We start from the raw sequence: 12,897 nt of genomic DNA, 5'->3' as shown, positions 1-12,897 counted from the left end.
ATCGTGCTAGAACGCCATCCCGACGCCAACAGTGCCCTGGTGCCCATCCAGGGCATTGCTGTCCAGGTTGCCTTCATAACCCAACTCGCCATACAGGCTGACCTGCCTGGAAACCTGCAACGTGGCACCGGCACTCAGGCCCAGGGTGGTGGATTTCTGCTTGGTATCGATATCCGTGACGTCATTGAAGCGCACCCGGTTGGTCCCGGAGGACGCGTGCCAGACATTGGCGCGGACATAGGGCTGGATCGGCATTGAAGCCAGCAGATAGCTGCCCCGCAGCCTGACCCCGAGCCGGGTGGTGAGGGCCGTGTCGGCTGAAAACGCCACCTCGGAGACCCCATCATGCTCGCGATCGAACCGGGTTTTATTGGCGATCAGTTGCAGTTGCGGCTCCAACTCCCAGTTTTGCGTGATGTGCAGCGGCATGCCCACTTCCACCGAACCCAGTACATCATGCCCCTTGGTCTTGAGCTTGAGCCCCCGATCAGACTCGCTGCTGCCTTTGAGGCGGGTGCCCATCAGCACCACATCGACGTACCAGCCATAAGGGTCGATCAGGGTCCAATACAGGCCCAGGCTGTCACCGCGCAAGGTCGTCTTGCCGGCATCCAGGTGCTGCCAACCTCGGTTGAAGCCATCCACATTACCCCTCAAGCGGCTATGGCCGACGAAGAACCCCAGGCGCTGCACCTGGTCATTGGCGGTGGTCCAGGCATGCAGGTCGCTGCCCACCTGGAAACCGCTGACCGAGCTGTCCAACCGTGGGCTGACCGTGCCGGCATAGGCCTGGCGGCGGCTGTTGCCATAGACCCGGCCCCAGCCCGCCGGGAATGAGCCGGTGCCGGTCTGGCGGCTTTGGTCGCCCATGCGCTCGTGGTAGGTCCCGAGCATGGCCCGTACCGTCTGTTGGGCCGCCGGAAACAGTGTCGAATACACCGGCACTTCGGGGCGATAGAGCGGGATCGGGTCGGCACCGGGCACGGACGTTGGCAAGTCCACCGGTGTGCCCACGGCGGGAACCGGCGGCGGCACCACCGGGTCCTCCGGGTCGGGCAGCGGTGGCGCGACAACGGCAGAGCGCAGGTACCACTGCTGTTCGGAGCCTGCGGTGACGCCGCCCTTGAACAGGAAGTACTCAAACGCCCCGGCGGACACCGAGCCGCCCGCCAGGCTGAAAGCCCGGTCGCTGCCCGTCGCACCGTTGAGGGCCTCGACCAGCTGGATGCCATTGCTCAGGGTCTGGGCCCCAGGCCCGCCCAGGTTGCTGACGTCAAGGCGGGTGGTGCCCTGTAGCGTGCCCTGGCTCACCACCAGCTTGTCACTGGCCGAGCCGTCGCTGCCCAGCACGCTTTGCAGCGCAATCTGGCCATTGTTGCCGGTGTAGTTGCCATTGACCGTCAGGCTGTCGGTGGCGCTGGTACTGGCGCTGGTCATATCGATCAGGCCGCTGTTGTTAAGGGTGGCCAACTGGCCAGCGGTGAATGGCGTGATGGCTCCCTGGCTGACCAGCAGCACACTGCTGGCGTCGATATTCAAGGCGCCTGTGGCGCTGGCGCTATCACCGAGCTTGAAAGCGCCGGCCAGGGTAAAGCGCGAGCCGTTGTTGAGATTGACCGTTTCCCAATTGATGTAGCGTTCTGCGGTGGCCGATTGGGTGTTGTCAAAGGTCAGGGTGTCGCTGCCCAGGCCGCCATCGATCAAGGGCGTAGGGGCAAGGATGGCTTGCGTCAGGTTCTGCAGCAGCGCCGTATCATTGTCCGCGCCCATATTGACCGTGGAATTGATCGTGCCGGCGCCAATCCAGTTGAACTGGTCGTTGCCGAAACTCATGAGGATCTGGCCATTGATCACGCCGCCGCTGAGGGTCATCAGGTCGTTGCCCCCGCTGACACTGACGTTGCCGCCAATGTAGCCCCCGGAAACGGTGATGGTGTCCAGGCCGAAGCCGGTCACCAGGTTGCCGTTGATCCGCCCGTTCAGCAGGGTGTAGAAGTTATTGTCGAGCTTCATATCAACGCGGCCGATGGTGCCCCCGGACTGGGTGGCCACATCGCCATCTTCAAAGGCGCCAACAATCTCGCCATCACTCATCATGAACGTATCCCGGCCATCGCCCTGGGCCACGCTGGTCACGCGGCCGCCGCTTTGCGTATAGGTGTCGATGCCAGCGCCCTGGTTGATCGCACCGACGCTGCCGCCGCTGATTTGTACGCTATCGGCCCCATCGCCCTGGGTTACCGGGCCCACCACGGCATTCAGTTCCACGCGCAAAGTATTCGCCCCGTTGCCCATGTTCAGGGCACCCATGCTGCCCGAATGGGCCTGCACCCGATCGTTGCCATCGCCAAAGGTCACCGCGCTGGTGATGGCGCCATTGCCACCGGCGGGCAGGTTGAGGGTGTTATGGCCATTGAGGTCGGTAAAGCCTGGCGTGGTGCCACTGTCGCAGGTGGTGGTGTCGTCGCCGGCGGTGACTGCCGGCGTACACGCTGCGTCGGCCGGTGGCGCGAGGGGGAACATCAGTGTCGCGCTGGCCATCCAGATGCCCAGGTACAGCAGGGAATATCGCCGTGTGCTCATGATCCACCCTCGTTCGATGGGAGATGACGTCTTGCCGCCTGCAAGGGCAGGCACGCTCAGGGCCATGGCAACGTGAAGCACGATAACGAGAAGGGACAGCAGGTTTCCTGTTCGTAAAACATCGCCAGTGCAAGGAGTTGGCATGGCTTTCTCGACTGCACCTGAACCTGTGCAGCGCTTGTTTCACGTTAGCAACCGGCGGGAAGGCCCGCTACTGTCAGAATTAACAGGTATAGACTAGTTACAGGAACACAATCTCATAGGGTTCGCGCATGCGCTCCAGCAGCACCGGCGGTAGCATCGGCGCCAGGCCGATCAGCGGGTCGCCAAGCAACTGGCTGGCATAAGCGTGGGCTGCGTGGCGTTTGCGCGCCACGCTCCAGGTGTCGAGGCGCACCTTGCGCGCGCACTGCCAGGGCATGAGGCCGGCGTCGCGGGCGGGCCAGTGCCAGGCCCAGATCGGCAACTCCAGCAGGCGCGCGCCGGTCTGCGCACAAGCGATGGCGGTAGCCCGGCCGACAGCATCATGGTCGTCATTGCCATCATTGCGCCAGGTGGTAAACACCACATCACCGGGTTGCAGGTAGCGTGCAATAAATTGGCTCAAGGCGGGTTCACGGGCGGCCAGGGCGTTGTCGCAAAAGCCGCCGCGAATCCACTTCAGGCTGTGCAGGGGCAAGCCAAGGCGGCGCAGGGCCTCGACACTTTCCTGGGGGCGAAACACGCTCAGGCGCTGCGCCGACCACTGGTTGGAACCCGGATGGCTGGCACTGCCGTCGGTGATCGAGATCAGCTTCAAGGGGTAATCGAGGGTGCTGAGCAGTTGCAGCAAACCGCCGCAGGCCAGCACTTCATCACCGGGGTGGGGGGCAACGACAACAACGCGTGAGCCAGGAGGCACCAATAGGGAAGGGCTGATGGTGGGGATTTGCGCCAGCTGCGGCGCACTGTTCCAGATTTGCGCCGGCAGGCGGCGACTGTCGTGCAGAGGGGCGGGTTTGATCAATGTCACGTCCTTGTCCTGATGATGCAGGTCGTACCCCGTTGACGGGTCGACTCTCCTTTTTGTCGCTATGGCGCAAGGCCATTACGGCACGCTGGCGCTCCGAATCCTGGATTGCCGTCTATGAGTATTGTTCATAGCCGGGGATTCGTCGCGCCGTCGTCGGGCAAAATCGTATTTTTTTCAGGGTGAGTGCATCAGGCCCTTGGTAGAAACACGTCGAGCCCTTTTCACGCCGCTGGCTCATGCTGCAGTTCAAACAGCAGCAGCGAACGCCCGGTCACGGCGTATTCGTGGTCAAAATCGAAGCGCTCCTGGCCGCTTACGGCCGGCTGGTGGGTGTCGACCATGCAGGTCCAGAAGCCGCCATCCGGCACCTGGGGCAAGCGGAAATTCACCAGGTCGTGGTGCGCGTTGACCACCAGCAGCAGCGTGGCATCGGCGCCTGGCCGGCGAATCCCGGTTTCCTGGGCGCGGCCATCCATCAGCATCCCCAGGCAACGGCCCTGGCTGTCTTGCCACTGTTCAATGGTCATTTCGTTGCCGTCGGGGGCCAGCCACGTCACGTCTTTGACCCCAATGTCTTCGTTGTAGTCGCCCACCAGGAAGCGCCCGCGCCGCAGGATGGGGTAGGCCAGGCGCAGCTTGATCAGGCGCTTGACGAACGTGAGCAGCGACTTGCCGTCTTCATCCAGGTCCCAGTTGACCCAGCCGATTTCACTGTCCTGGCAGTAGGCGTTGTTGTTGCCGTGCTGGGTGCGCGCGAATTCGTCACCGGCCACCAGCATCGGCGTGCCCTGGGCCAGCAGCAGGGTGGCGAAGAAGTTGCGCATCTGGCGCAGGCGCAGCGCGTTGATCGCGGGGTCGTCGGTCGGGCCTTCGACGCCGTGGTTCCACGACAGGTTGTTATTGCTGCCGTCCTGGTTGTTTTCGTCGTTGGCTTCGTTGTGCTTGTCGTTGTAGGACACCAGGTCGTGCAGGGTGAAGCCGTCGTGGGCAGTGATGAAGTTCACCGAGCTATAGGGCCGGCGCCCGCGCTGGTTGAACATCTCGCCGGAGGCGGTCATGCGCCCGGCAAAGTCCGCCAGTTGGCCGTCATCGCCTTTCCAGAACGCGCGCACGGTGTCGCGGAAACGGTCATTCCATTCCACCCAGCCCGGCGGGAAGTTGCCCACCTGATAGCCGCCGGGGCCCACATCCCAGGGCTCGGCGATCATTTTTACCTGGCGCAGCACCGGGTCCTGGCGGCAGGCGACGAGGAAGCTGTGGCGCTCGTCAAAACCGTCGTGATAACGCCCCAGGATAGTCGCCAGGTCAAAGCGGAAACCATCCACATGCATCTCCGTGGCCCAGTAACGCAGGGAGTCGGTGACCATTTGCAGCACGCAGGGGTGGCTCAGGTCCAGGGTATTGCCGGTGCCGGAATCGTTGATATAGAAGCGTTTGTCATCGGGCATCAAGCGGTAGTAGGAGGCATTGTCGATACCGCGCATCGACAGGGTCGGGCCCTGCTCGTTGCCTTCGGCGGTGTGGTTGTAGACCACATCGAGGATCACCTCCAGCCTGGCTTCGTGCAGGTGCGCGACCATTTCCTTGAACTCGGCGATCTTGCCGCTGGCCAGGTAGCGCGGGTCGGGGGCAAAGAAGGCGATGCTGTTGTAGCCCCAGTAGTTGGTCATGCCTTTTTGCAGCAGGTGCTGGTCATTGACGAAGGCGTGGACCGGCAGCAACTCCACCGACGACACGCCCAGTTGGCGGATATGCTTGAGCACATCGTCGACCATCAACCCGGCGCAGGTGCCACGCACCGCCTCCGGGACCGAAGGATGGCGCATGCTGATGCCGCGCAGATGGGTTTCGTAGAGGATGGTGCGGTCCCACGGCGTGCGCACCGGCTGGTCGTTGCCCCAGGTATGGGCCGGGTCGATGACTTTGCATTTGGGCACGAAGGGCGCGCTGTCGCGTTCATCAAAGCTCAGGTCGGCATCCGGGTGGCCGATGGTGTAGCCAAACAGCGCTTCGGACCACTTGAGCTCGCCCACCAGTTGCTTGGCATAGGGGTCGATCAGCAATTTATGGTGGTTGAAGCGATGGCCATTGGCCGGGTCATAGGCCCCGTACACGCGGTAGCCATAGATCAGCCCCGGGTGGGCGTCGGGCAAGTAGCCGTGGAAGGTCTCGTCGGTGTATTCCGGCAGTTCGATACGCTCCAGCTCGACTTCGCCGGTGTCGTCGAACAGGCACAGCTCGACCTTGGTGGCGTTGGCCGAGAACAGCGCGAAATTGACCCCCAGACCGTCCCAGGTCGCGCCGAGGGGGAAGGGTAAACCTTCACGAATCCGCGACGGCTCGGTATCGGGTGTCTTGCTCATGGTGGTGCTCCTGCAAGGTTTTTTCAGGCCAAACGGGGCCCGTGCTGACATCAGGTCAGGTCAATCATTGCGTTGTGTACCGGCGCCTGAGGTGGGTCAGCCGGCGGGCTTGCGCGGGGCCCGGGGTTTCTTGGCCACGGCGGGTTTTTCCGCAGGCGGTTTGGCCTTGGGCTTTGTGCTGGCCTTGGGTTTGCTGGGGGTCTGGGCCTCGGCTTCGGCCAACTTGCGGGCCATTTCCCAATGGCGGGCTTCCTGGCCTTCGGGCTTACCTTCAGACTCCCAGATCTGATACGCGAATTCACGAATGCGTTTGTCTTCGGTGCTCATCGCAATGCTCCTCACAGAGAGTTTCAGCTTTCTTGATCGTCAGAATGGATAAAGACATTCACCGGTATATCCCTCAGGGCAGCGCTGATCAGTAGCTCCTTGTTGGGTGTGACTGCACCGGTTTGCAAAAGTCCCTTCCAGTTTTGCAACGTGACGTCGAACGGTAATGTGATCCGGGTATCGCCCCACACTTGCGCATCCACCTGGGGGCACGCGCTGTTTTCAAGCAGGGTGTGGGTCCAGCGTGGCACCACCACCAACAGCCACTGGCCCTGATACTCGCGGCTGAAGGTGACAATCCGTTGGGCATGCCTGCCCAGCACGGGCAGCGGCACATAGCGCCCCCTGGCAAACAGCAGCGGGTGGGCTTTGCGCAGGTTCAACACCTGGGCGATCAGCGCCTGCTTCAAGTGCCCGTCACGCCAGCGCTCAAGCAAAGCGTGCGGGGCTGTCGCCAGTGCCCGTTGCCGGGCATTGAAATCCACGGCCCGCCGGTTGTCGGGGTCCACCAGGCTCAAGTCCCAGAACCCATCGCCCTGATACAGGTCCGGCACGCCTGGCACGGTGTTGCGCAGCAAGGATTGCGCCAGCCCGTTCAAGGCGCCAGCGGGGGCGATGGCCTGGGCGGCCGCGTGGATCGCCGTGCGCAAGGGCAAGCCGCTGGGCTCGAGCAGCAAACGGCTGAGGAAGGCGTCGACACCCTGCTCGTAGCTATCGTTGGGCGCACTCCAGCTGCTGTGCAGCTTGGCTTCGCGCAGGGCTTTTTGTTGCCACTGCCAGAGGCGCCGCTGATAGTCACCGGTGTCCTGCAGATCCAGGTCCAGGGGCCAACTGCCCAGCAGCACCTGATAGAGAATCAGCTCATCAGCGGCCGACGGAATGGCTAGGTCATCGCGCAAGGGCATGGCCAGGGTGCGCCAGTGCTGCACCTGCTCGGCATACCACGGCGCGCACTCGCTGAGCACCGCCAGGCGCGCGCGGCTGTCTTCGCCGCGCTTGTGGTCGTGGCTGGCCGTGGCCAGCAGATTGTCGGGGAAGGTCTGCAGGCGCTGCTGGTTGGCGGCATGGAAGTCGGCCAGGGGCGCGCTGAACTGTTCGGTATTGAACCCCACATCATTGCGCGCGAGCAGCACCGCCGAGCGATAGAGCGCAGTGTCTTCCACGGCCTTGGCGGCTGTCGGCGAGGTCAGTTGCTGGAAGCGCACGCAGGCATGCTTGAGGCGCTTGCGTGGTTGTCCCCAGGCGCGCTCGCGCCAGGGTTGGCCGCCGAGCCATTGTTGCAGGTAGTCGAGCACCGGCCAGTCGGCCTCGCTCAAGGTTTCACGGGCACCGGCCAGGGCCTGTTGGAACACCACCTCGTCAGCCGCACTGCGGCCACAGGCGCTGATATAGGTGCGGTACACCGGGAAGTGCACAACCAGCGCCTGCAAGGCGCGACGGATCGCACCCAGGGTCAGGTCACGGCTCATCACATCGGCACGGGCCACTTGCAGCAGGGCCTGGGCCACGCTTTCAAAATCCCCGGCCAGGGAGCCGTTGAGGATCTGTTGCCGAGCCAGGTACGCTTCCTCGATAAATGCCGAGGGCCGCTCGCTGGTGGCGCTCCACAGCCGGGCCAATGCCTCGAACCCTTGGGGATCGTGCTGCATCAGCGACACCTGGTTCATGAACTCATAGCCGGTGGTGCCGTCGACCCGCCAGTCTTCGCGCAGGGTTTCGCCGCTGCCGAGGATCTTCTCGACAAAGATCGGCAAGTGCCGGGTTGGCGACAACCCGTCCACGCGCCGGCGCAACTTGCGGCAGTAGCCACGGGGATCGGCCAGGCCGTCGATATGGTCGATACGCAGGCCATCCACCAGGCCCTCGCTGATCAGCTGGAAAATCTTGCCGTGGGTGGCCTCGAACACCATGGCCCGTTCGACCCGCAGGCCGCCCAACTCGTTGACATCGAAAAAGCGCCGCCAATTGATGTCATCCGCCGCCGTGCGCCAACTGGCCAGGCGATAGGCTTGCTGTTCCAGCAACTGATGCAGGCGCGCGAAACCTTCGCCCTGGCGCCCATCAAACAGGCCCAGGGCGTGTTCGATGGCGGCCAGGTTCAAGGGGCTGCGGGCCTGTGCGGCCAGTTCCTGTTTCAGGCTGGCGGCCAGGGGCCAGGCATCGGCCTGATAGGCCAGGGCGCTGAAGCGGTCGGCGAGGTCTTTGAGGGGAGGGTGGCTGCGCAGGATAGCGCCATAGTCACGGGGGCAGATCGGAAAATGGTGCTCGTAGTGCTCGACAAAAAAACGGCCCTGGCCCGGATCGAAGCGCAGGGGCAGCGTGCCGCTTTGCAAGGCTTCGCCGTAGTCGCTGCCGAGAAAGGGCAGCAACAGTTGGCCCTTGAGCAGCGGGTCCGGCGAGTGCCACTGGATATCGAAGAATTCGCTGTAGGGGCTCAGGCGTCCCCATTCCAGGAGGTCCAGCCACCAGGGGTTGTCGCTGCCGCCAACCGCCATATGGTTGGACACGATGTCCAGAATCAGCCCCATGTCGTGCGCGCGCAGGGCCGCCACCAGGCGGCGTAGCGCCGGCTCGCCGCCCAGCTGCGGGTTGAGCGTGGTCGGGTCCACCACGTCGTAGCCATGCATCGAGCCGGCGCGGGCCTTGAGCAGGGGCGAGGCGTACAGGTGGCTGATGCCCAGGCGGGCAAAGTACGGCACCAGCGGCACCGCGTCGTCAAGGGTAAAGCCCTGGTGGAATTGCAGGCGTTGGGTGGCCCGTAGCACAGGGGCGTTCATCGGTCACGCTCCAGGGCCTGCTGGCGCGCCACCGCCAGCAGTTCCAGGCGGCGTGCGGCGTTGTCATCGTCGAGCAGGTGCGTGGCATCCCCCGGCAGGCGGCGGCGCCAGTTGGGATGGGTGTCGAGGGTGCCGGGCAGGTTGGCTTGCTCCAGGGTGCCCAAGGCATCTTCCAGGGGCAGCAAGACCAGGGGCGCCCGGGTATGGCCGAGGTAGCGCACGCTGGCATCGAGCAGGGCGTCGGTTTCGTTGCGCAGCGCAGCGCCAAAGTTCTGCGGATCCTGGCCCAAGGCCTGGCGCAGTGCCGCGCGTTCACGCTGGCGGTGTTCGCTCCATTGCTCCACCGTGGGCGTATCGATCAGCCCCAGCTGTACATTCCACTCGATATCACGGTGGTGCCACCAGCCATTGAGTGTCGGCAGGTCATGGGTGCTGGTGGTGGCCAGGGCGTTGTCCGGCCAGTCGAGGATCGGCGTGAAGCGCCCGCCATGGTCCTGCTCGAATAACAGCACGCGCATGCCGAGCATGGCGCGGGCGCTGAGTTTTTCCCGCAGGCCCTCGGGCACCGTGCCCAAATCCTCGCCCAGCACAATCGCCCGGTGGCGGCTGGACTCCAGAGCCAGCAGGCGCAGCAGGTCGTCCACCGGGTAATACAGGTACGCGCCTTGTCTGGGCGAGGCGCCCCTGGGGATGACCCACAGCCGTTGCAGGCCCATCACATGGTCGATCCGCAAACCGCCGGCATGGGCGAAGTTGGCCCGCAGCATTTCGATAAACGCGCGGAACCCGTTGCGTTTCAGGCCTTCGGGGGAAAACGCAGAGATGCCCCAGCCCTGGCCGGCGCGGTTGAGGATATCCGGTGGTGCGCCCACGGTGAGGTCGGCCAGCAGTTCATCCTGGCGGCTCCAGGCCTGGCTGCCGGCGCCATCGGCCCCCACCGCCAGGTCGGCAATCAGGCCGATACCCATGCCACTGCCGCGAGCGGCTTGTTGGGCGCGCTCCAGGCAGCGGGCGATCAGCCATTGGGTGAAGGCGTAGAAGCCAATCGCTTCGCCTTGCTCGGCCGCAAACTGCGTGAGCGTGGCGCTGCCCGGGTCGCGCCAGTCTTCGGGCCATTGGCGCCAGTCGAGGCTTTCGCCCTGGGCGGCGCGCTCGGCCTGCACGGCCTCGAAGCGGCAGTGGTTTTCCAGGGCCTCACCGCCGGCCTGGCGAAAGCTCAGGAAGTCGGCCTGTTGCGGGTGCTCGCCCTGGCGGAAGTCGTCGTACAGGGCACGCAGCAGGCGCTGCTTGGTCTTGGCGGCGGCGGGCCAGTCGATCAGGCTTTGTTGTTCCAGCTCTTGCAACTCATCGGCCAGCCCCGTGGCCTCAATGGCGCTGCGCCACGCCCGTTCACCGAGGATGCACGCCGGCGAGGCATACAGGCTGTTGAGGAACAAGCGACTGGAAGGCGAATACGGGCTATAGCGCTGGGTATCGGCACTGAACATGGCGTGCAGGGGGCTGATGGCCAGGGCATCGACACCGCGCTCAGCGGCTGCGCGGGCCAGTTGCTCCAGGGCCTGGGTATCGCCAAAGCCACCATCGCCACTGCGGCGCAAGGCATACAGCTGCACGCTCAGGCCCCAGGCGCGGGCGGGCTGGCAGCCCACCGCCTCGGCGACGCTGAAGCAACGCTGGGGGGCAACGGCCAGGGTGAAGGGTTGCCCGGCGACCTGCACCCGCTGGTAGCCCACGGGCAGGGTGCCGGGCAGCCTGGCCTGGGCATCCAGCTCAAGGTCCAGGGTGCTGCCGTCCTCCAGATAAACCTGGCACGGCGTGCCGGGGGCAAAGTGCGCGGCCAGGTCGAGGCTGCTGCCCACGTCTACGGTCAACAGCGGTGCAAGATGGCGGTCTTGCTGCGCGCGTTCCAGGGCTTGCAGGCTGGCGGCGATGGCTTCGTCGGTGTCGGCGGGGTGGCCAAGGCCATTGAGCACGGCGCGCAGCGCGTCGGCGCTGACCTGCTGCGCTCGGCCATTGGCGTCGATCCAATCCACCGCCAGGCCTGCACGGCTGGCGAGGCGTTGCAATTGCGCGTCGCTCAAGGGTGTTCTCCAACAGAGGATGAGGGGGCGCCCGGCGTCAGGCTGGCGTGGGCAGAGAAGGGCGTGAGCACCCCAGGGGCACCGCTGGTGCTGAACAGCGCGATAGGGCCGGCCGGGTGGTGCAGGGTGGCCGGGCTCAGGTTGAGGTCGATCTGCAACACGCGGCCATTGCCCAGGCGCCAGCGTGCCGACAGCGCGCCCGGGCCCAGGACCTGCGCGCCGAGGGCCATACTGCCGGGCAGATGGGGCACGATATGTTGCCGGCGCAGGCCCAGCAATTGCCGATACAACGCCGCAGGCGCCTGGGTAAACCGTGGAATGGAGCGTTCAAAGGTCTGCAGCGCGTTGGGGTCGGGGATCTGCGCGCGGCGCTGGGGGTCGCTGAAGGCCGCGAAGTCGGCAAACTCATTGCGCCGGCCTTCGCGCACGGCCTCGGCCAACGCACCGTGGTAGTCGGTAAAAAACAGGAAAGGCTGTGCGGCGTTGACTTCCTCACCCATAAACAGCAACGGGATCATCGGCGACAGCAACAACAAGGTCGTGGCCGCCTGCAACGCCTGGGGCGAGCACAGTTGGTGCAGGCGCTCGCCCAGGGCGCGGTTGCCGACCTGGTCGTGGTTCTGCAAAAACAATACAAAGGCACTGGGCGGCAAATGCCCGCTGGGCTCGCCGCGCCGGGTGCCGTGGCGTGTGGTCTGGCCCTGGTAGATAAAACCTTCGCCCAGGCAGCGGGCCAGTTTGGCGGTGGGGTCATCGGCAAAGTCGGCGTAGTAGGCGTCGGTCTCGCCGGTCAACAGCACGTGCAGGGCGTTATGCCCGTCGTCGTTCCATTGCCCATCGAAGCCCTGCTGCAACAGGCTGGCCTGGTTGAATTCATTTTCCAGCACCAGCCACACATGGCGGCACGGGTCCACCTGTTCGCGCACCCGTCGGGCCAGTTCCTGGAGGAATGGCGGGTCGTTGATGGCATGCACCGCATCCAGGCGCAGGCCGTCGAAACGGTATTCGAGCAACCACATCAGGGCGTTTTCGATAAAGAAATCGCGCACTTCGCGGCGACGAAAGTCGATCCCGGCGCCCCAGGGGGTGTGGGTGCCTTCGCGGAAAAAACCTTTGGCATACTGGCCCAGGTCGTTACCGTCGGGGCCGAAGTGGTTGTAGACCACATCGAGGATCACCGCCAGGCCATGCTCATGGGCGCTGTCGATCAGGTGCTTCAACTGGTCCGGCGTGCCCAGGGACGCTTGCGGCGCATAGGGCAGGACCCCGTCGTAGCCCCAATTGCGCTCACCGGGGCATTGCGCCAGTGGCATCAGCTCAATGGCGGTGACACCCAGTTCGGCCAGGCGTGGCAGATGCTGCTCCACTGCGGCATAACCACCGAGGAGCCCCACATGCAGCTCATAGATCACCGCTTCATGCCAGGGCCGCCCTTGCCAGGTGCCGTGGCGCCAGGAGTAGGCCAGCGGGTCGACCACCACGCTGTCGCCATGCACTCCCGCGTACTGGAGGCGTGAGGCCGGGTCCGGCACATCGCGCTCACCCTCGATGTTGAAGTGGTAGCGGGTGCCGGCCAGGCAGGGCAAGGTGACAACAAACCACCCCTCGGCCTGGGGCAGCATGGGCACCGACTGGCCACCTTGCAGCTCGACGCTGACGTAAAAGGCATCCGGCGCCCACAGGGCGAAGCGGGTGTGTTGCGCATCCTGCAGGATCGCGCCGTGGGGCCATGTTTCCAGAGTCCGTGACGGCAT

The 12,897-nt window shown here is 64.6% G+C and carries 7 protein-coding genes; all 7 read right to left on the bottom strand.

The annotated features are described in order from the left end of the window. Window positions 1-6 precede the first annotated feature (6 nt). The 7 genes from AO268_RS29310 to treZ all read right to left on the bottom strand — a co-directional run bounded on the left by AO268_RS29310 (window position 7) and on the right by treZ (window position 12,897). Window positions 7-2,583: an autotransporter family protein gene (locus AO268_RS29310; RefSeq protein WP_099170681.1), complete on the bottom strand. Its 2,577-nt coding sequence runs from the start codon at window positions 2,581-2,583 to the stop codon at window positions 7-9. 241 nt (window positions 2,584-2,824) lie between these two features. Continuing rightward, complete coding sequence (locus AO268_RS29305; RefSeq protein WP_099170697.1) at window positions 2,825-3,586, bottom strand: PIG-L deacetylase family protein; 762 nt, start codon at window positions 3,584-3,586, stop codon at window positions 2,825-2,827. A 230-nt stretch (window positions 3,587-3,816) separates the two neighbouring features. Further along, window positions 3,817-5,958: a glycogen debranching protein GlgX gene (glgX, locus tag AO268_RS29300; RefSeq protein WP_076960990.1), complete on the bottom strand. Its 2,142-nt coding sequence runs from the start codon at window positions 5,956-5,958 to the stop codon at window positions 3,817-3,819. A gap of 96 nt (window positions 5,959-6,054) precedes the next feature. After that, the gene (locus AO268_RS29295; RefSeq protein ID WP_076960989.1) at window positions 6,055-6,285 is read right to left on the bottom strand and encodes a DUF2934 domain-containing protein; all 231 of its coding nucleotides are present in this window, start codon (window positions 6,283-6,285) and stop codon (window positions 6,055-6,057) included. A gap of 23 nt (window positions 6,286-6,308) precedes the next feature. After that, a complete protein-coding gene (locus AO268_RS29290; RefSeq protein WP_099170680.1) occupies window positions 6,309-9,062 on the bottom strand; it encodes a malto-oligosyltrehalose synthase in 2,754 nt (917 codons plus the stop codon). Then, window positions 9,059-11,143: a 4-alpha-glucanotransferase gene (malQ, locus tag AO268_RS29285; protein WP_099170679.1), complete on the bottom strand. Its 2,085-nt coding sequence runs from the start codon at window positions 11,141-11,143 to the stop codon at window positions 9,059-9,061. Before malQ ends, AO268_RS29290 begins: the two co-directional genes overlap by 4 nt. Further along, window positions 11,140-12,897 carry a malto-oligosyltrehalose trehalohydrolase gene (treZ, locus tag AO268_RS29280; RefSeq protein WP_099170678.1) on the bottom strand — a complete coding sequence of 586 codons (1,758 nt, stop codon included), beginning with the start codon at window positions 12,895-12,897 and terminating at the stop codon, window positions 11,140-11,142. The genes malQ and treZ overlap by 4 nt, the downstream gene beginning before the upstream one ends.

Source organism: Pseudomonas sp. ICMP 8385 (assembly GCF_002699915.1).
Lineage (GTDB): Bacteria > Pseudomonadota > Gammaproteobacteria > Pseudomonadales > Pseudomonadaceae > Aquipseudomonas > Aquipseudomonas gessardii.
This window is presented reverse-complemented; position numbering and strand designations above follow the sequence as displayed.

Bases quoted from the DNA above. Each gene is read 5' to 3' on its own strand.
- AO268_RS29310 (WP_099170681.1), bottom strand. From the start codon at position 2,583: ATGAGCACACGGCGATATTCCCTGCTGTACCTGGGCATCTGGATGGCC.
- glgX (WP_076960990.1), bottom strand. From the start codon at position 5,958: ATGAGCAAGACACCCGATACCGAGCCGTCGCGGATTCGTGAAGGTTTA.
- AO268_RS29295 (WP_076960989.1), bottom strand. From the start codon at position 6,285: ATGAGCACCGAAGACAAACGCATTCGTGAATTCGCGTATCAGATCTGG.
- AO268_RS29290 (WP_099170680.1), bottom strand. From the start codon at position 9,062: ATGAACGCCCCTGTGCTACGGGCCACCCAACGCCTGCAATTCCACCAG.
- treZ (WP_099170678.1), bottom strand. From the start codon at position 12,897: ATGCCGTCACGGACTCTGGAAACATGGCCCCACGGCGCGATCCTGCAG.